14 protein-coding genes are annotated in these 20,868 nt (G+C 42.4%); 7 read left to right on the forward strand and 7 right to left on the reverse strand.

Annotated features, from left to right (window positions below; all coding sequences use genetic code 11):
- Positions 1–11 precede the first annotated feature (11 nt).
- From PQO03_RS00575 to PQO03_RS00590, 4 genes are all read right to left on the reverse strand, one after another.
- Positions 12–1,316, reverse strand: coding sequence for an RsmB/NOP family class I SAM-dependent RNA methyltransferase (locus tag PQO03_RS00575; RefSeq protein WP_274150524.1), 1,305 nt, complete (start codon positions 1,314–1,316; stop codon positions 12–14).
- A 20-nt stretch (positions 1,317–1,336) separates the two neighbouring features.
- Complete coding sequence (gene lpxK / locus PQO03_RS00580; protein WP_274150525.1) at positions 1,337–2,509, reverse strand: tetraacyldisaccharide 4'-kinase; 1,173 nt, start codon at positions 2,507–2,509, stop codon at positions 1,337–1,339.
- Positions 2,510–2,540: 31 nt separating this feature from the next.
- Entirely contained in the window at positions 2,541–3,026 is a 486-nt protein-coding gene (ndk, locus tag PQO03_RS00585; RefSeq protein WP_274150526.1) for a nucleoside-diphosphate kinase, read from the reverse strand.
- A 132-nt stretch (positions 3,027–3,158) separates the two neighbouring features.
- Positions 3,159–5,279, reverse strand: coding sequence for a serine/threonine-protein kinase (locus PQO03_RS00590; protein ID WP_274150527.1), 2,121 nt, complete (start codon positions 5,277–5,279; stop codon positions 3,159–3,161).
- Between the two features lie 160 nt (positions 5,280–5,439).
- Here PQO03_RS00590 and PQO03_RS00595 point away from each other — a divergent pair, with 160 nt between their 5' ends.
- The 5 genes from PQO03_RS00595 to PQO03_RS00615 all read left to right on the forward strand — a co-directional run bounded on the left by PQO03_RS00595 (position 5,440) and on the right by PQO03_RS00615 (position 10,621).
- The gene (locus PQO03_RS00595) at positions 5,440–6,894 is read left to right on the forward strand and encodes a sulfatase-like hydrolase/transferase (RefSeq protein ID WP_274150528.1); all 1,455 of its coding nucleotides are present in this window, start codon (positions 5,440–5,442) and stop codon (positions 6,892–6,894) included.
- Positions 6,895–6,965: 71 nt separating this feature from the next.
- Positions 6,966–7,835, forward strand: coding sequence for an endonuclease/exonuclease/phosphatase family protein (locus PQO03_RS00600; protein ID WP_274150529.1), 870 nt, complete (start codon positions 6,966–6,968; stop codon positions 7,833–7,835).
- Between the two features lie 84 nt (positions 7,836–7,919).
- Entirely contained in the window at positions 7,920–9,470 is a 1,551-nt protein-coding gene (locus PQO03_RS00605) for a sulfatase family protein (protein ID WP_274150530.1), read from the forward strand.
- 610 nt (positions 9,471–10,080) lie between these two features.
- Entirely contained in the window at positions 10,081–10,338 is a 258-nt protein-coding gene (locus PQO03_RS00610) for a hypothetical protein (RefSeq protein ID WP_274150531.1), read from the forward strand.
- On the forward strand, positions 10,289–10,621 hold the full coding sequence (locus PQO03_RS00615; RefSeq protein WP_274150532.1) for a type II toxin-antitoxin system RelE family toxin: 333 nt from the start codon (positions 10,289–10,291) through the stop codon (positions 10,619–10,621). Before PQO03_RS00610 ends, PQO03_RS00615 begins: the two co-directional genes overlap by 50 nt.
- A 92-nt stretch (positions 10,622–10,713) precedes the next feature.
- Here PQO03_RS00615 and PQO03_RS00620 read toward each other — a convergent pair whose 3' ends face one another.
- Positions 10,714–12,993, reverse strand: a complete 2,280-nt coding sequence (locus PQO03_RS00620; RefSeq protein ID WP_274150533.1) for a right-handed parallel beta-helix repeat-containing protein — start codon at positions 12,991–12,993, stop codon at positions 10,714–10,716.
- Positions 12,994–13,380: 387 nt separating this feature from the next.
- Here PQO03_RS00620 and PQO03_RS00625 point away from each other — a divergent pair, with 387 nt between their 5' ends.
- The gene (locus PQO03_RS00625; protein ID WP_274149473.1) at positions 13,381–14,826 is read left to right on the forward strand and encodes a transposase; all 1,446 of its coding nucleotides are present in this window, start codon (positions 13,381–13,383) and stop codon (positions 14,824–14,826) included.
- A gap of 720 nt (positions 14,827–15,546) precedes the next feature.
- On the opposite strand, the gene PQO03_RS00630 is transcribed toward PQO03_RS00625, so the two are convergent.
- Together PQO03_RS00630 and PQO03_RS00635 are read right to left on the reverse strand one after the other, a co-directional pair.
- A complete protein-coding gene (locus PQO03_RS00630) occupies positions 15,547–16,284 on the reverse strand; it encodes an alpha/beta hydrolase (protein WP_274150534.1) in 738 nt (245 codons plus the stop codon).
- A 769-nt stretch (positions 16,285–17,053) separates the two neighbouring features.
- Positions 17,054–17,659, reverse strand: a complete 606-nt coding sequence (locus PQO03_RS00635) for an RNA polymerase sigma factor (RefSeq protein ID WP_274150535.1) — start codon at positions 17,657–17,659, stop codon at positions 17,054–17,056.
- 177 nt (positions 17,660–17,836) lie between these two features.
- On the opposite strand from PQO03_RS00635, the gene PQO03_RS00640 reads away from it, so the two are divergent.
- Complete coding sequence (locus tag PQO03_RS00640; RefSeq protein WP_274150536.1) at positions 17,837–20,419, forward strand: DUF4962 domain-containing protein; 2,583 nt, start codon at positions 17,837–17,839, stop codon at positions 20,417–20,419.
- The last annotated feature ends 449 nt before the right edge of the window (positions 20,420–20,868 follow it).

Here is a 20,868-nt window from a genome sequence, read left to right on the forward strand (position 1 = left end):
AATGAAATCCTTTAGATTTTTCGTCTGAAACGTGCCGCAAACATTGCGTCACAGTCCTCGGGCGACGGAGATATACGTAAGATACCACCTGTGGACTTGAGAGTCAAAGGATGTGGGAAATCCTCGAGAGAAAAATCAGGATGACCCTTCAGAAATTGTTCAACAATTTCTTCATTTTCCCTAACGCTGAAACTACAGGTTGCATAAACTAGGACACCGCCTGCTTTAACTCCAGGCGCAGATTTTTCTAAGATATCCGCTTGAATTTGAGCAAGCTCCTCGCAATCATCAGCGGTACTGCTCCAGCGAGCATCAGGGTTACGGCGCCAAGTTCCCGTACAGGAGCAAGGAGCATCAACTAAGACGCCATCGAAGGGGCGTTTTTTGGAGGCGGAGCGGGTCTTCTTTAAATTCTTGGTAGTGATATTAGAAAAACGAGCACGTTTCGCGCGTTTTTTGAGGTCATCTAATTTCCATTCACGAATATCAGTGGAGGTAATTCCGCCTTTACTATTCATGTGATCGGCGAGTAAAAGAGTTTTGCCACCGGCGCCGGCACAAACATCCCACCAGCGTTGTCCTGATTGTGCTTCACAAGCAAAACCTAAACTTTGGCTGGCTAAGTCTTGAACTTCGAATTGGCCATCGCGGAAACTTTTAAGCTCATAAAGGTTAACCCGTGGGTTCACAATTTTAATGGCTTTTTTCATGATTGAGTGCGGGTAAATATCGAAATCTCTTTCTTTAAGCTCACTGAGAGTTTTATTTTTCTCTGGCGGCCCCTGTAAACGAATCCACATAGGCGGACGCTTTTGTAAATCAATAATGAGTGCCTCTAAATCGAAATCTTTGGGAAGCTCATCGACAAACCAATCGGGAACTAAATCTTTGTTGGTGATAGATTTGAGTCCAAAATTACGAGTCATCCATTGGCGCTTTTTATCGAGATCTTCACGGGGGACTTTTTCAGTGTTGACACCCGCAAGTTGTGCAATGTATTCCGCGACAGGTTCACGATGAAGATTGTCGAGGCATAAGACTGCGGTGATAGCCGTACAGAATTTTTTGTCTTCGCTAGGCTGTGGGGGAGCCGTTTTGGGGACAATACTTTGTACCCAGCCGAACCAGCGGTAGAGACTATAAAGAGATTCTGCAATGAAGCGTCGGTCACGAGAACCGTACTTTTTGTTATTGCGGAAAAAACGGCGAAGTTCCTGATCTAGTGGATTGCGAGATGCGCGGACTTCATAAAAAATTAGAGCAATGGCTTCGCTGTAACTGCGTGCACGTGCTTGAGTGAGTTTTGGATTATTCATGATCCAAGATGCGAGGGGATTTAAGAAAAGCAAATACGACTGATACAGTCATTGAAGCTTTCTTCACCGCTAAGGATATCTATTTCGACTCGAAGGTAGGTAATGTCAATAGTAGATTTTTTGATTTCGGGGAAGCGGACGGCGTCTTTTTCTGTTGTTACGATGAGTTCGGCTCCGGCTTCTTCGGAGTTTTTAATAAAGGTATCTACTTCGTCTTCGTAGTACATATGATGATCGGCATAGCGTTCTTTATAGACGATTTCAGCTCCAAAGCCAATGAGGAAATCTTCGAAACTCTGAGGGACAGCAATAGCTGAAATAGCGGCGATTTTCATTCCTTTGAGCTGAGAGAGTAGGGATTGCTTTTGATCAATCAAGCTTTTGAGGAATTTGGGTCTATGAGTACACTCAATGATTTCCGCTTTGGTATTATGCTTACGGATAAATTTCTTGAGATGTCTTAAGTGATTGCCACCATTGGCCTTCGTCAAGAAAATGAAGTGCGCTCGACGCATATTTTTTATGGGCTCACGTAAGAGTCCACGGGGGAGTAAAAAGTGATTGGAAAAGGGATTTGTACTATCAATGAGGAGAATGTTAATTCTTGGCTTGAGGCGCAATTGTTGAAAGCCGTCATCCATTAATAATGTGTCTGCTTGATAATTGCGTATGGCAAAACGTCCACTTTTGACACGATCGGGATCGGTGAGCACAATCGCTTTCGGGACATTGCAGGCTAACATGTAGGGCTCGTCACCAGCCATGTGTGGGCCTAGTAAAACTTCGTTATTGCCTTCGGAAACAACGCGCGGAGGACTCACCGTCTTTTTGCCTCGGAATTTATCGAGGAGCTTTGTTTTGAGGGGTTTGCTCTTACTGCGATAACCGCGCGATAAGATAGCAACGCGACGGCCTTTTTCGGTGAGTGTGCGAGCAAAAATTTCAGTAACAGGAGTTTTTCCTGTGCCACCAGTAGTGAGATTGCCAATGGAAACCACCAAGCAACCTAAGGTACGATCTCGAAAAATTCGTTTGTCGTAGAGGAAGTGACGCGTTTTAACGATTGAGCGGAAAACTTTCGAGAGTATGAATAAATTTGATTTTATCAAAGAAGACGAAAAGCCTAGCTTATTCCCATTAATAATGGAAAGTAAATAGTTTTCGGCCTTCTCTGTGAAATCTCTTAGACTCATAAAATAAGGGCCCTTATGGACCCTTGCTTACTTAAAGCGCAAGTAGCTCGTCAGTGATTTTTCCGTATTCAATGATTTCGTCATCAGTGAACCAAAGTTTAACTTCAGTTACAGCTTCTTCAGAAGAACCAGAAGCGTGAATCAAGTTGCGAATAGGCTTGTCATCAGGCTCGCCAGGATCAGGGTAAGATTGGTGAGCTAAGTCGCCGCGAATTGTACCAGGTGCAGATGATGCAGGCTCAGTAGCGCCAACCATCAAACGAATTTTCTTAACCGCATTCATTCCGCCGAGAGCGAAAACCAAGACTGGGCCAGAAAGGATATATTCTTCTACAGTAGGGTAGAAAGCTTTATCAACGTGCTCAGAGTAATGAGTACGAGCCATTTCTTGTGTAGGCTGAACAAATTTCATGCCGTGGATCTTAAGACCGACATTTTCGAATCTAGTGATGATATTGCCAACTAAACCGCGTTGAACGCCGTCAGGCTTAATGATAATAAGTGATTTTTCGTACATGTTTTTATTCCTTAATTATAGTGGAGAATGATTTCGCCTAAGATTAAACATTGTACTTAGAATACAAGTGATGAAAAGCTTAATGATGGCTAAAATTTATGACAGAGAAAATTAAGAGCTCAAGGATAAATCTTAGGGCACAATAATTACGGTACAGCGTTCCTTGAGGGCACGGAGTACGTTTGCCTCATCTTTTATCATGTCTTGACTCAGGATGACGGATTTGAGTTGACGACAATTGAGTAAGGGCGCAAGATTTTTGAGGCGTAAGCCCGCTAAGTTTACTGTTTCGAGAGGCATATCTTGGAGGATATTGATGTCATTTACCGATGTGTAGGAAATATCGAGGTTTTGCAAAGGGTTTTTTTTCAGTGGCTCAATATTACTAATCTTAGTCCCTTTGAGTTTGAGTTCTGTGAGTTTCCAGCCAATAAAGAGGTTAATATTTGTGATCACGGTATTTGATAAATCAACTCTTTCTAAGTCGAGTCCTCTGAGTAGAGCACTTTTACGAAACCCCCGTCCTTCAATCTTTATACTTTTTAATGAGAGATCATAAAGCACAGTGATTGAATTACTGTTACGGTCTATTTGACGAATGATTTTTTTTAAGAACTGAAACTTCTGATCGGCACTTTTCTCGAGCTGAAAATGAGCCATAACAAGAGCAATTTCACGGTTGAGATTTAAGTCTTGGAAATCAAGGATGAGTTGATGGACAGTGTCTTCATTGATGGCACGATGGTTCCATTTCTCGATAAGTTTAAAGTAGGCATTGCCTCCAAAACCTTTTTCAAAAGCTTCTTTTGCTTCGGGAAAGCGCATTTTTCCCAATAGGTAAAAGGCGTATAGGTTCCATGATTTTTTGGATTGTTTATCGAGTTCAAGCGACATTTTAATGGCATGGTGAAAAGCGGGAAACTGATAATTATGCCAAGTGAGTTGGGCGCGCCGAAAAAAAGCCGGAGCCGCTTTTCGACTGAGCTCCATGCGTAATTTGTTTTCGATCTCAGCTATGGCTTTTGCAGATTCGGCAGAGGCTTGTAGTTCTTCGGCAGTTTCCTTCGCCGCTAAAGCTTCTTTTTCTCGTACTGATATTTGGGAAACAAATGCACTGATGAGTAGGCAAATAATAATAAAAGCAAAAGAAATCAGTGAGCTCGCCATTTTATTGCGTTGAATGAGCAGTTTAATTTGGACTAAAAAATCGGCGTCTTCTGCACTAGTCGCAAAACCACTGAGGTAAGCTTCAATATCTTTGATCAGTAACGCTACGCTCTGATAACGATCTTCGGGTTTGACTGCCATTGCTTTGAGTGTTACCGCTTCCAATGCCTCGGGGATTTTATGATCTACTCGTTGCGTAGGAGTCAAAATATCACCGTCTATACATTGTTTGAGCGAGCTGCGAACATCGGTGGTACTAATGGGGGATTTATGGGTGAGTAGTGAATAAAGGATGGCCCCTAGGCTATAAATGTCAGTGCGTTCACTTTTTTCACGATTGCGTCCCTCTGCTTGTTCAGGAGCCATGTAGCCCGGGCTTCCTTTGACGATGCCATCGAGTGTCGAGCAAACTTCTAGATCGAGATTAGTGTCCTGTTTAAAGATAGGGAGATCGTTAAGATTTAATTCACAGGTCTGATTTTGAAGCTTGAGGTCTTTCGCAAGCCCCCAGTCACAAACGAGTACTTCGCCAAAATGACCGACTTGAATATTGGCGGGTTTGAGATCGAGGTGCAGGATTTTTTTGGAATGAGCAAAAGAAATGGCTTCACAAATTTTAAGGAAAATATAGAGTAGCTGTTGAAGGTCGTATTGGGGACTTTGATTTTTTTCGAGAGATTTTAGGATAACGCCGAGTTCTTCACCTTCGATGAGCTTCATAGTGAAATAGACTTCATGGTTATCATCGACGCCAATGTCGTAAACGGTCATTATATTGGGGTGCTGTAAGCGTGCATTGAGTCGGGCCTCTTTGATGAAAGCACTCAGTTTCTCTTTTTCATCGTGTTTGAGATAGGCAATGGCGACTTGTCGTGAAGTGAGAGAGTCGCGACTACGGAAGATTTTTTTCATGCCACCTTCGGCAATTTCTTCCGCATCTTCATAACGTTGTTTGAGTAGCTGATCAATGAGCTCTTGTATCTGGATGTCGTCTTCAGAGGGCTCTTTTGATTTATCGTAAAGATCCCCAAGCCCTTCCTGGAAATCGGAAAAGAATTCATCTAAGTTAATTTCTTTTTTACTCATTGGCTTACTCATTAGGGATTGGCCTAAGCTAAACTACTGAGGAAAAGAATTCTATCTAGGATGCGCAGCTTTTTAAGGTTTTTTATCATGGCAGGGGTTAAATCGGATCTTTTAGCTCTGTATTATTTTATAGTTATATAATTTATAGGAATAATTTTTCATGATAAAGTTTTTTGTGCTAGCAACTTGTCTATTAATGATCACTGCAAAGGCTGATGATCGGCCTAATATTGTTTTTATCTTAGCTGATGACGTGAGTCCAGATATGTATGGCTTTTATGGGAATAAAGAAGCCAAGACACCCAATATAGATAAGATTGCTCAAGAAGGAGTGATGTTTAAGACCGCATGGTCATCGGCCATTTGCGGTCCCTCACGAGCTTTAATTATGACCGGGGCCTACGCCACGACAACTGGCGCGTATTATAATGGATTTTTCAAAGAAGGAGCCAATGGCAAAGGCTTTTTCGAGCGTCACCCCAGTTTTGCAAAATTAATGCAGAATAATGGCTACAGAACTGCGGTAGCAGGAAAATGGCACGTGGGCCCTGCGGAGTTGCCAGATAATCCCATTGCAGGTTTTGATGAATACTGTCTTTGGGAGAGTGTTAGGGAGCTGGCTAAGTTGCCAGGGAAGCCCAAGCATACGGGACTTTGGGAAGATGAATCGACAACATCGCGCTTTTGGGGTCCCTGTATTATAAAAAATCATCACCAGCTACCCACGAAGAAATCTGATTTTGGTCCTGATATCTTCACCAGTTTTATCTGTGATTTTATAGAAAAAAGCGTTAAAGAAAATAAACCCTTCCTCGCGTATTACCCGATGGTGGGCCCCCATGGTGCTCGAGCAGGCTACCCCACTTGTCCGATATATGGAGAAGTAGGTGATTTGGGTGCTAAAACAAATAAGGGAGAGGAGTCCGATCGACGTTTCCGTGCACTGAATGATTATGTAGATATTCTCCTTGGACGTATAGAGCAAAAAGTCGAAGACCTAGGAATTGCCGATAATACTATTTTCATCTTTGCCTCTGATAACGGAACCGCAGTGACAGCCAAAAGCCGTGGAGTTGAACGTGGTGGCCATGTAATTTTCACTCTTAAGGGTCCGGGGATTAAACAACGTGGAGGCACCGACGAAATCATGGATTTTTCAGATATTCTTCCCACCTTTGTTGATTTAGCTGGTGGCAGCTTACCCGCGGGTATAAAAGTCGATGGCAAAAGTTTGAAACCATTTTTGAGTGGTGAAAGCAATAGTCATCGCGAATGGATTTACGGCTGTACCGCCACTTCACAACTCTTGAGAACGCGTAGTCATTTGATTGAGGTAGTGAACCCCGTGCTTGATGTCCCCAATGGACGATTCTATTACTGTGGAGAAAATCGTCAGGGAAAAGGCTATGTACGAGCGGAGAAAAATCCCGAGCATCAAGAAGCCCAAAAAATGATGAGAAAAACTTTACAAAAGTTTTCAGCGCTACAGAAAGATGATGCTTGGTTTCAAACAAAAAAAGGTAAGCAATGGTTGAAGACCTGCTCCAGCCCAAGAGCGAGAGAAAAACATCTGCATAATCATAGTGATTATCAGCATTATGATGAAACGCTGTAAATAGCTTTTGTTTTTATTGGGGCTCGCCGTCACCGCGGGCCCCATGTTTTAATTTTAATTATGGATCGAGTATGAAGCGGTATTTAGTTTCTCTAATATTTTTAATGAGTGTTGCCTCAGCGCAAAATATCAAAATTATTTCTTATAATGTTCTCTACGGTTTTAATCATGGCAAAAGTATAGATTTGGGCAAGCAGTGCTTGAAAGAGCAACAGGCAGATATGATTGCCCTACAAGAAATGAAGGGCTTTGACCAAGAAAAATTTGCGATACTCGCTAAAAGCTGGGGCCATGAGCACAGCTATTTTTATAAACGTCAGCCTGGCATGCCCTTGGCTTTTAGTTCTCGCTATCCCATTAGTGAAGTAAAGGAATTAGGCGAGGGAGTTAAGCGCGGTTTTTTAATGCTCAAATGTAAAGGTATTCATTTTATTGTCGGCCACATGACTTCGCAAAAACTTAAGTCTCGTCAACAAGAAACTCAGTATATTTCTACTTATATTAAAACCTTAATGGAGGCGGGAGAGAAAGTGGTTATTCTAGGAGATTTTAATGCGCTCAGCCCGCTAGATAATGAACGCCTTGCTAGCATGCATGAACTGATCAATGAAATGCGGAACAATCCTAAAAAGAAAGCGAATTTAAATAAAAATAATTTTGATACATCAATTATGCAATCTTATTACGACTTGGGTTTGAGTGATGTTTGTCATCAAGTCCTTAAAGGCAAAGCCTCTTTGAAAGGTAGTTTTCCCAGTACAATTCTGGAGAAGATTCCTTCTGTGGAAGTACAAGAGCAACATCTTCGGCGTATAGATTTTATCCTAGCGGATCCCGCAACGGCAAAGCAGGCGATACAAGCGGATATTCCAAAGGGTGGGGCCCTCGAACAGATTTCAGATCATTATCCCTTGATTGTAGAATTTTATTTAAATTTATAATTAAAGATATATGAGCAAAGATTTAGTTAGTTTTTTTGTTCTCTGATGTATTAATATTGACGTAATTCCCAAGGACAAGATTCTATGTTTAATAATTTCATTTATTTGATACTCTTTACTCTGAGTACGGTGGTCGCCAGTGAGCGCCCTAATATTCTTTTTATCATGACTGATGATCAATGGCGTCGTGAGTTTAATTTTCTGCCAGAGGGCCGAGATGAACAAGGAAAGCCGCGCAACTTAACTCCGACCATTGATCGCCTTGCAAGCGAAGGCATTATCCTCGATAGAATGTATGCCACCTCAACTGTCTGTACTCCGAGTCGCTATAGCGTTTTGACGGGAGAGTATCCGAGTCGCAGTTTAGACAAGGGCTTTCTCAATGATATGAAAGAATATGGCAATCAGCCAAACCCACATTTCAATGTCCATATTACCCCTGGTAAAGCACACATGGGCAGTGTTTTAAAAGCCAATGGTTATTTTACGGGTTTCGTGGGCAAGAATCATGTGATTCACGATGAATCTATCAAAGTACCGAGTATCAAAGCTTTTAGAAAAGCCGATCCTTTCGATAGTAAAACCCAAGAATTTTTAGAGCAGAAGCAAGCTGCGGAAGTTCAAAGCGTACTCAATAATGACTTTGATTTTGCGAGTAGTATTTATGCGGGCAATGTTCCAGGACATATGCCCATTGAAATGGAAGCTCATAATATGGATTGGGTAACGAAAGGCGGACTCGATTTCCTTGATTTAGCCGAAAAACAAGAAAAGCCCTTTTACCTTCATTTTTGTACCACACTCAATCATGGACCAGGGCCAGCAGGGGAAAAATATTCCGCCGATCCTCGCTTCACGGCTGCGGGTGTACTGAAAGAAGGACTCAATGTTCAGCCCTCACGTGCCTCAATCATTGAACGCCTAAAAAAAGCCGGAATCCCTTACAAAGGAGATCATTCAGATCCACTATGGCTGGATGATGGGATCAGTGCAATTATCAACAAAATTCAGAAAATGGGTAAATTGGATAATACCATAATCTTTTTCTTTAATGATAATGGCATGGGTGCCAAAGGAGCCTTATACGAAGGTGGTGCCTTATCACCTGCATTTGTTTGGGGAAAGAACTTAAAAGGGAATCGTCGAATCAATCAGTTGCTTGCCAATATTGATTTTGCGCCCACCGTTTTTGAGCTTTGCGGAATCAGCAAAGATCAGCAAGCCAAGATGGATGGCAAGAGTTTTGTGAGTCTCCTTAAAGGTGATGATAAAGCCATTAACGAAGCCGTGTTTTTACAAATTGGCTCAACACGTGCAGTCTTGCAGGATGAGTTTAAATATATTGCTTGGAGAGTTCACCCTGAGCGTGAAAAGAATTTTGATGTGGCAACAAAAGGCGAAACTCAGAAACTTTATCACATTGCCTCCACTCGTGGTGGCCGTGGCTTAGAAAAGAAAATCCCCAAGCACTATAAAGCCTATTGGGATACAGATCAGCTTTACGACCTTAGAAAGGATCGTAAGGAACAGCAGAACTTAGCCAGCAATCCAGAGTATGCACAGAAGCTTAAAAACCTTCAAAAACTCTTGAGTGAGCACATTAAAAATCAGCCAGGCGAATTCGGCGAATTTTAATCTCATATATACATTTTTTAGTATGGCTCCGAGGGCTCCTCGGCCGCCGGAGGCATTTATACATGGGGCTCCGCCCCACACCCCGCTCAAGATACTGCCGTATGGGCCAATAGTTTTTATCCGCCTGTGTGGCAACACCCCTTGATAATCCCAACACTCGGAGCTTCGCTCCAGCGCTTACCTGAACAATCAGATAATGCGTATTGAGCATGAATTTCATCTTAGATGCTCTTAAGTTCCCTACCATTAGAGGTGGAGGTGCCCCTCTCGTACGGGTCGCATCATGCCCTCTATTCTACCTAATCGAGTAAAACTAAGCCCATTTATGCGCCCTCTTTCATAGTAATTACGCTCCTTTTACATAGAGGCTTACTAGCAGAATATTTCTGATCAAGCAGGTGGGATATCCCTCCAGCTGGATCATTTTTTTTGTCTTCTGAAATTCATTAATAATCTTTTAAAAGATTTTATAAAATATTTTAAAAGATTATTAATACTTGAATTAGATGTCCATGGGTACTACTTTAAGTGATAATAATGAACAGCGCATGAAAGCTTTGTATGCGAACATAATAAGGGAGTGGGATCTTAACGATTCCATAGAAACACAATGAATAATATGTTAACAGAAAAGTGGACGTCGATTAGTCAGTTTAAAACTTCGCCGACTCAAGCCATTGAAGACTCTGAAGGAAGGCCATTTGCCATTTTAAACAGAGATAAAGTTCTAGGCTATATGGTTTCTCCTGAAAGAATGTCAGAACTATTAGAAGCAGAAGAGAATAATTATCTTCGTCCTTTAATAGAAGAACGATCCAATGACAAATCTCAGATACGGGAAACAAGTCTTGAAGACTTATTCGCTTGAGCGTCACGATTTAGCAAAAAAAGAAATTGAGAAATTAAGTCCCGATTTAAAAAGAATATTCAAAAAGAAAGTTGCGAGTATTCTTACTAATCCACATCGACCTAACTCTCGTCTAAGTGGTTTTAAAATACCTACCTATAAAATCAAAAGTGGAAGCTATAGGCTCGTTTATGAAGTTCATGATCACAGAGTAGTTATTACCGTTTTATGTGTGGGGCTTAGAGCTAGAAACAAAGCTTATAAACTTGCGAGACAAAGAAGCTCTCGTGATGAAAATGGCTGAGAAGCACCATCCACCATCCACCTGCAGGCACAAAAAAGCGGATGACCCATAGGTCATCCGCGTTAATAGTATTTTAAGCTGAATCCGCGAGCTTACTTGTGCTTGAGGTCAGTTGGCTTGTGTGGATTCTTGGTTTGAATCATTTTACCTGCCGGATCGTGAATGACGTTGAGATCCTTTTTGGAGTCTAAAGCCATAAGGCGAGCGGGGTACTTGTCTTTGCGGATACCGAAACTCTCTTTACGCGTATCAAAGGGTTTGAAACCGAGCTTGAGTGCAGGAGAATCAGGACTGAGGGTGAAGTCACCATTTGCGGGATCCGCAAAGAGTGGGTCAGCAATAGTACTGGTATCATCAGCGCCTTTTTTCTTGTGACGTAAAATTCCCTTTTCCGCATCGGCAAAGAAGTAGATATTATCTTTGAAAGTCGATTGCTTGAGGATACCACCATACTTTGTGGCATTGACGACAATATTTCCAATGAATTGTGAATTGACAAAGCCCTCTTGTTTAGGGTAAGGGCGGTTGGTGATCATTTGGCCAACATTATAAACAATGTTATTGATAAAAATATTGCGGTCCTTTAATACAAAAGCGCGTCCATGGGGGTTATTCATGACGATATTATTAATGATGAGTGTGTCGCGCTGCCAGTCATCGGTACGAATACCGACGAGATTATGACGAACGAGGTCACGTACCATGTTATGGCGTACAATATTGCCTTTGCCTGCACCGGAAACATTGAGTGCGGCACCATCATTAAGACGGCGAAGGGCATTACTGATGAGGTTGTTTTCAACGATGTTGTTACGAGCATGAAGGAAGGGGGCACATCTTTCGGCATAAACACGACCATCATTTAATGAGAGCTCATCACCAAGGAAATCTTTGATTTCATGCCAGCGAATAGTTTTGCAGCCTTCGTCCCACCATTTGTCGGGAGCCATGAACATTTGGCAACGTACACCACAGAGGCCAATTCCCTTACGTGGTACATCGTGAATCGTATTGTTAATGATTTTATTAGAACCAGACTGCCAAGCAAAGATGCCATGACCATTCCAAATAATCTCACCTACATGGTGAATGATATTGTTGCTAATGATATTGTTGCGATTGACGTCTTTGGTACCAGGACCGTATCCACAGAGCAGGATGCCCATGTGACCAGTATAGGAAATGAGATTATTATTGATATCAATATTTTGGGCATGAAGATCGAGGCGCATTCCGGTGCCACCAGTCGCAGTAAATTGACAGGCAGTGACTTCGCAATTTTCGGCGCCACGAAAACGCAGCAGAGCATTATCAAAATCAAAAGTATCCCAATCGTGCTGAATACCCCAGCCCTTGCGATCCTTGTACCAATCGCCGCGTTTTGCGTGCTTAAAGGTGAGGCCTTTAAAGACAATATTGCGTACGGGAGTATCGACTGGACCTTCATAATCAATATCACCTTCAACTTTAACTAAAACGTCGAGCGCAGGGAAAGACATTTCAGGACTCGGTTGATCGCCTTTTGGCCAATAGTAAACCTTGCCTGATTTTGTATTGCTGGCCCAGTTACCGGGTTCAGAGATGAAGTCAACACTATTTTGCAACCAGTTCGTACAGAAATTCTTTTTTCCGTAGGCGGCGGCATTGGCGTGGAAAGCCATCGTTACATAACGCTCTTTGAGATTAATTTCTTTGAGCTGAATCAGTGACATCGTCCAGGGCACAGGAACAACGGCACATTCGATGTCTTGGATATTATCCCAGTTGCGGAATATGTAATCAAACTTGGGATCCCAAGGGACTTTTTTACAGGTCCAAAGATCTTTTTCGTAGAGGGGACCCATTGAATCGGCACGTTCATGATCATAGGGTTTGCCTAAGAAGCTATCAGAACTTGAGCGCGGTTGCCAGGTATCACCATCGAAAAGAACTCTAGGATTCTTAATGCTAGTAGGGATATCTGCTTCCCATACTTGGCCGTGAGCTTTTTCATTGAGATGAGAAATAGCGCTAGACTTTTTCCAGCCAGTGATTTTGACTGCTGAGCTGAGTACAGGGACTTCGTTTTTATAAGCACTATAAGTGATTTTGAAACCATCTAAGGCACTATCTTGAGTATTCAGTAAAAAGGTTTTTTTGAGTTGATAAGTTCCCCCTCTTAAATAGACGGTGATATCCTCCTGTTTTTCTTTGAGGGAGAGTCCACGTATAGCATCGCGAGCCTGCTCAAGATTCGCGAAAGGTTTTTCTAGTGTTCCTGGCTGAGACTCGGAGCCCTGAGGTGAGATGAAGTAATCTTTTGCCTGCAAACCTAGGGAAAGACCTAGGCCTAAAAGGCCAAAAGTTAGCTGTTGAAGTTTTTTCTTATGCATAATCGTCCTTTGATTTTTATCGATCTAAAATTAATACATATCAAAGACGGAGCTTTTAACTGCAAACAGACAAGGAAGTAGTTTTTATCTGAAGTTTGTTTAAGGTCGCTCATTTCATTCGCTGAAAGATCGGGCTTCGCCCTGCAGATCGTTCGCAAGCTCACTGCAGTTTAAGTGAAAGTTTTTTCCCGGGAGCGCAGGCATCCTGCCTGCATGAATCTCTTTCCCCCATCATCGCCCGTCGATGGCTGGCAAGATGCACTCCGACAGATCATTCTCAAGTGCTATTAAAAAATAGCTTAAAGTTATAATTTCCAATAAAAAATCCCACTTAATCGCCTATATTGTAGTAGCTTACACCGACAATAACAGCAAGTGGGACTTTCAATGTACGATACTCTTTTTCCCGAATATTTCATCGAGGAATTACGGCAAACTATAGGAATTTTATGCGGACCATTGAAGATTGCGGGGCAAATCATACTTCGTCCTGAATTTCAAGAGATCAAAAAGGCAATTGAAGATGATCAACTTCAGTTGAGTAAAGATAGAGCCGCCACTAGAAACCGCGAGTTTAAAAACAGCTCTACCCAAAAACACCCCCCAGCTGAATTGGTGGTGGCGTTGTTCATAGCCCGTCACTTTTATGATAATTGTTACGGTGAACGAGGCTATAGTATGCTATGTGAGAATAGTTCCTTGCAGCAGTTTATTGGGCGCTTGGGCATAGGAAGCTTCCCTTCACGCAATACGATTCATGAACAAGTCTCTGCTCTTTCTGAGAAGACCCTTAATCTTTTTCATCAAGCTATTTTGAACTGCGTTAAGGAGTGTGGCCTGGATGATTTTTCAGCAGTGATTATTGATTCTACAGCCATTAAGGCCGATTCAGCGTGGCCTGTCGATAGTCAATTACTAAAGAACCTTAGTTGTAAAATGATGAAAAATATCAGTGACGTTCATGATCAGCTTCCCTGTGTTGAGCGCAGAAAGATCCCTCTCAAACGCCTGCAAAATTACTGTGATTATATGAGTAAACTGGATTTCGAGATCTCTATGCTTAAAGGAAAAAAAGGAGCAAGAAAAATGAGGCAAAAGTTTTATACGCAAGAACTTTTACCGAGGTGCCGAAAATTTATTATTCGCCTGGAGAAGACTCTTCCTCAAATTAAACAACACTGTGAAAGTGCCAAAGTTCTGATGATTGACGAATGTCTATCTCGCTTCATAGATAAAGTTTTGATGGTTGAACATCGCTTCAACATGGCTCCTAAGGACTACGATACGAAGACGGCACGGAAAATTTACAGCATGAGTGATAATGATGCAGCATTTATTAAAAAGGGTGGTCGAGAAACCGTATTTGGCTACCGACCAAATTTCGCCTTTAGTGCCAATGGTTTTCTGACATCATTCACCCTAGAATCTGGAAATACTAGTGACAGCAAGGCCTTCAGTAATTGCCTTGATGAAAATAAAAAGATGACGGGCGAGACCGCAATGATGATCAGTGTGGATGACGGATATAGCTCTGCCGCCAATTTAGATGATGCCATCGAAAAAGGGGCGACATTAGTCAGTGTTAGTGGCTCAAAGGGAAAGAAGCTCTTAGGAGAAGATATTTATGAGAGTGAAAACTACCAACTTGCGAGAAATATCCGATCAATTTCCGAAGCAGGTATTTCAAAGCTGAAGAACTATCACAACCTTGAGCGATTTACCGTTTGTGGCTTAAAGAGGGTTCGTCAAGAAACTCTCATAAGCGCCATAGGATTCAACTTGGAAAGGATCTGCCAGTTATTATGTCAAATAGAGATTGAGGTCGCCGCATAGAATGTCGGAGTGCATCTGGCAAGCCTCGCAGGGAAGGGGACAGCGTCCCAATATATCCGAATCAATAGTTTTTGTTGAGATAGCAGGCATCCTGCCTGCATGAATCTCTTTCCCCCATTATCGCCCGTCGATGGCTGGCAAGCCTCGCAGGGAAGGGGACAGCGTCCCTAGACTTCCGAATCAATAGTTTTTGCTGGGAGCGCCAAGCACCAGCTTGGCATTTAAGCATATGCGCTCTGCTCACTGCCGATCGTTCGCAAGCTCACTGCAGTTTAAGTGAAAGTTTTTTGCTGGGAGCGCAGGCATCCTGCCTGCATGAATCTCTTACTCTTAATTCCGCCCGTCGATGGCTGGCAAGCCTCGCAGGGAAGGGGGCAGCGTCCCTAGACTTCCGAATCAATTGGGAAAAGCTGTCCCCGACAGGGTGAAAAGCTGTCCCAGACAGGGTGAAAAGCTGTCCCAGACAGGGTGAAAAGCTGTCCCAGACAGTGGTGAAAAGCTGTCCCAGACAGGGTGAAAAGCTGTCCCAGACAGCGAAAAAAGGATTGTAAGTTATTCATCAAAAATAGTTTATGTAAAAAGATCTAGCGCCATTTTAGTTGATAAAATCATGGGGATAGCGTTTTAAGTGAAGCGGGTGGAGAGCATCGTGGCTCCGAGCACAGTGCCAGGGGCTGAGGAAAAATTCGAGATCAAATAATTAATGAAGTTTTGTTTTACTTACTTGAGTTCAATTTCCCAGTGCTTAAAGAGGAAGCGTTTTATTGCGGTTCTATGGTGAGTTTCGGGTGGGAGTTCTTGAATATCGTTTTTACTTGAGCCAAAGAGCTCACAAGTCGCCTGATTTTGATCACAGACTTTCTTGAGTCCCTTGGCGAAATCGGGGTGATGAATTTTATCGCTGATGGATGAGGCTTGATAGATCATCAAGGGGGGAGAAGTTTTTTGAACAAGTTGCGGCTTTATGAAATAATGAGTTCCCATGGGTTGCATGTAGACCGCCATCGCACAGATATCCGTAGTCGTGTAGCCAAGCCACTCAGTGATAAGGGCACCCGCGGAACTTCCCGATGCGGCTATTTTTTTAGGATCGATATTCCATTTCTCGGAATTTGTCTTTATGAATTCTATGGAATCTTGGCAATGCTTCATGATCGCCATGTAATCCATGTTAGTGTGTTTTAGGAAGGGGTAATTCACGCTGACACAAGAGACGCCGGCTTTTAAGTAATCATCAATTTTGAAGCGTTTGTGAATACTATTTTTATCACCATTTTTAAAGCCACCACCATGAAAAAAGACTAAGACGGGAGTGGGATTTGAGGATTCGGCTTGCCAAAAATCCATTTTATTTCTTGCGTGTTTTCCATAGGCAAGATCTGCCTTGCTTGGAATTGGTGCAGCGCTGGTATTGAGTAGTACGGTGAAAGAAATGAGTAATAATGAAATGAACTTCATAGGGCAATCCTGATTGAATTTGAGACACTTAAAATTAAACCCTGCCAATCTATGGCAGGAAATTGTTGCTGGGGTACTCGCCGTACGGACAGATATAAAGCATCCGCTTGTGTGGCAACACCCACCCTCAACTGGCGACTAAAAAACTTATGGTTCCGGCTTTGCAAGTTTAGGATATGTAAAAGCGCTTAAGAAGCCATCAGAAGACAGCAATTTTCATGTTTCGCAGTCAGCTTACGGCGTGATGTAGTTAATCGTAAATCTAGCGGTGTTAGGGCTCCACGTCTAGTCGAGCGGCAGAGTTTTGAATATAGCTATAGCCCTAATGGTTGGGAATTTAAGCACATGCCGAAGGTATGTAGTAGGGTAGCCACCGGATTTATCCGGTGGGTATTGTTAAAAAATGATATTCATGCCGAAGGTATGACGGTAAAACGCTGGAGCAAGCTCCGAGTGTTTGGATTATCAAGGGGTGTTGCCACACAGGCGGGTAAAAATCATTGGTCCGTACGACAGAACCTTGAGCGGGGTGTGGGGCGGAGCCCCAGGTATAAATGCCTCCGGCGGCCGAGGAGCCCTCGGAGCCCTACTAAAAAAGTTAACCGCAGGTATAAATACCCTTAAGTTTCCACTCATTAGGCAGAGCCCCATATGTCAATGCCTTCGGCGAGCGGGAAGCCCCGCGGGCGGATAAAAAAGTTGTCTGTACGGCAGTAGCTCTATTCAGTCAAAAAAAATCTCAGGCTAAGCAAGAAGCTAAGAGCGTGAATTAATTCAGTTCGTCGTTGAGTCTGCGGATCTCGGCGAAGAGTTTTTTGTTGAGACGCTTTTTGTAGACGTAGACAGTATTGCGCTTAATATCGAGCTTTTCGGCAATATCATCGGGGCTGACTTCATTTAGCAGCAGGGGATAAATTTCTTGTATATTGCTTTCGAAGCTCTCCTTAATATTATTCCAGGCGAGCTCACAGATATAGATGCCCCATTCCCTTTCGGCAATCTTATCGAGTTCAGATTCCGATATCATTTCTTCAAAATTTGAAATGGGAACGTGAGATTCTTCCAAATTATTGAGCGAACTCTGTTTATAGGCTTTTGAGTTCACGTAATTGCGTACGGCATTGTAGGTGATGGTGGTGAGCCAACCTCTAAAGTTACCTACTTGAGGATCATAATTAAACTTAGGCAAGCTTTTCCAAAGGCGAATCATCACTAGCTGGACCACTTCAGAAATGTCATGACTACGCAATTTACAGCTAGCCACAATCATCGAGATGAAGGGCCTGTAATAGCTATTGAACTCATCCCACGAATCATCATCGTGTTGATTTTTCACGCGTTGCAACAAGGTCTGATTGGTTGGATAGTGACTCATTGAGGAAAGTTTCGGTTTAAAATCATTAATAGGATATAGAATCGGCTTATTTAATTTTAAGATCTGAAAGCAATAAAATCCAGTTCTGAGTAGAGACATTTAAAAGAATTTAATTTAGCTGTCACTTATGACTAGGGCCACTGGTAATTGCCTTATTCAAATAAAAAAGAGGTCAAAATGAAGGTTCAAGTACGGATTAAAATAGGTATTTCACTATTTTTACTACTGATATTTTCCTGCACTAAAACTAATTCGGAGCTATCATCCGCAATTGCACAAAACATAAGCCTTTCAGCAAGTGAAAATGATGAGGCTATAGAAGTATTGAAAGGGGGTGAATTAAAGTCAAAACCCGGGCGGCCACTCTACGATATCTGGCGATTGAGTTCCGCTCCTAAAGAGGGCAAAATCGTAGCAATAAATCCACCAAAATTTCAGTGGAAAAAGAGCGATCAGCAAGCCGTGACTTATATTCATGAAATGAGCCGTGATGCAGAGTTCAAAACTGAGCTGATTAGTTCTGGTTTCCTGCCTTATTGTTTTTATATGCCTAGAAAAGTTCTTGTGCCCGGACAGTGGTTTTGGCGTATCAATACACTGATAGATGGTGAAGAGACTATTGGAGCAAGCCACACTTTTACGATAAAAGAGGGGGCAGCCGTTCGCCTTTATCCCGATGTGGATACGCTGATCCAGAATATACCTCAGACGAGACCATTTATTTTGAACTATGGTCAAGCGCTCGCGACGGTCCTCAAAAATGCTAAATCGTTGCCCAAGAAAAAGGCTGTGGTGGTCAATGCCGGAATAGAGTCTTTGGCTAAGCCCATCATTGATTTCGAAGTTTTTGATACGTCAAAACTAAGTAGTCGTCAATTAAAGAAAGTGAAGCATATTGAGCTTGCGCACCTAAATAACCTGATGAAGGCTTATTTATTGACTCAGGATAAGTCTTTTGAAGTAGGCGCCACAAAGCGCCTCAAGAACTTGCTGAACTGGAAGGATACGGAGGGTATGATGCTATCAAATATTATGCGCGTCATGGCAAATTATTACGATTGCTTTCACAATACTTCACCAGCAACTTTAAAAGCACAAATACTACTGGAAATTCAGCCCTACCTAGAGCATCATTACCTGCGTTGGTGCGGGCATATAGAAAATAGGCAGATTGAAAATCATTTTTGGCAAATGGAGTTATCGGCATTTTTTCAGGTGGCCTTAGCGACAGTTCAGGATGTTCCCGAGAATAGGAAGTATTTAGATTATGCCTATAATGTATTCCTCGTGCGTTCCCCCGTTTTAGGTGGAAATGATGGTGGATGGGCTAATGGACACGGTTATTTTGCGGTTAATAACTCCACTATTATAAATATGGCTTATATGCTGCAGTCGATTGCCAAAGTCCCTATTTTTGATATGCCTTGGTACAAAAAACTTTCTGAATACTTTGTTTATACCGCACCCGTGGGCGGCCCCATCGATGGCTTTGGTGATATGCATGATCGCCGCGATAAGAGCGGCAGTGGTTTCGCTCATTGCAGTCTGCTTGCACTGGAAAATAATGATGATGCTTTAGCCAGACTTCAAACTTTGAAATCACTGGAGTATAATAATGGTAAATCTGAGTCGAGTGCCTGGTGGGAGTTGCTCAAGGGAAAGAGTCTAAAAGATTTATCGATGCCAGTGATAGAGAACTTAAAGCAGGCTGCGGTTTATAAAGAAGCCGGGCTCGTTGCGATGCATACCGACGTCACGAATCAAGATAATGACCTAGCGCTATATTTTCGATCCAGCCCCTATGGTAGCAATGGTCACATGCACGCCAATAACAATAGTTTTAACCTGAGCTTTAAGGGCAATAAGATTTTTTATCCCACGGGTTATTACACCAGCTTTGCGGATAAGCACTCCATTAGTTCTTATAAACATACCCGAGCCTCGAATAGCCTGCTCATCGATGGCAAGGGTCAGTCCTTTGGTCACGAGGGCTATGGTTGGATCAAACGTTATTTACACGGTGAAAAAATCACTTATAGCTGTGGCGATGCCTCTTTGGCTTATGGTGATTTAGTGAATGAGCAGTGGTCGGACTTAGTTAATCAACACCTCGTGGAACCTGGTCGCAGTATAAAGGAAAATTTTGGTGATGTTAAACTCAAAAAATTTGACCGTCATATTGCCTACATAAGACCAAACATAATCGTCATCTACGATGAACTTGAGGCAGAAGAAGCAGTCGATTGGGACTTCCTGCTTCACACCATGAAAGAACCGCAGCTCACGGGGAATAAAATGACTTATGAGCATGATGGCGCGGTGGTAGAGGCCCGCTTCTTTAGCTCAAATAAGGCCCAGCTTTCAATGACGGATGAATTTTATCAAAAGCCGGTGGATTTCTTAAAGAAATATAGGGCGATGCCCAAGCAGTTTCACCTCAGCTTCAAGGCTGCAGAGAAATCCAAGAAGCAACGCTTTCTTTGTGTGATTCAATGTGGTGATAGTGATGAGAAAAAATACAAAATTGACTTTAAAAATGATTCGAAGATGATAATAGGTCCATGGCAAATCCAATCTGAATTAGATTGTGTGAAGCCCGCAAAAATGACTATCCAGGGAGCGCATGCCAAACTTTTTGTCAACGCCTTTCCCGCTGAGTACTCAGCTAGCAAGTCCCCCGCAAGCTTATTAGTGGAGCAAATTGATGGACGAATCCACCGCGCCATCTGCACCGATAAATCACCTGCAATTAACGAGTGATGGGAATCGTAGGAGGGTGCTGCCACACAGGCCACTATTTTTCACCCTGCCCGCCGAAGGCATTTATAGGTTTTAATATATAGGAGCTCTGCACCATATATAATTAAATAAAAAAAGCACAGCCATCCCATAAAGCTAAAAATGGAACTTTTCCTTAACTTACTTAAGCACAAGTATTGATCATTTCCTAGTGGAGAATCTGACGGTTTTTATATTCCTGAAGGCAACTATCAAGATGCTGTCCCATAGTAAACTTCTTCAAACTTGGGGAGATAATCTTGATTGAATAAATAATCGGACTCTAAGGTCTAGGTTTGAACTTAGAGTCCGACTAAAATATGTGTCCTTAGGGTTTCTTATTTTGAACGTCTAGACGGATTGAAATATAGCCATCATCAATAAGCCCGTAAGCACAGCACATATAATAATTAATAGCCCGATCATAATTT

It is taken from the genome of Lentisphaera profundi (assembly GCF_028728065.1).
Classification (GTDB): domain Bacteria; phylum Verrucomicrobiota; class Lentisphaeria; order Lentisphaerales; family Lentisphaeraceae; genus Lentisphaera; species Lentisphaera profundi.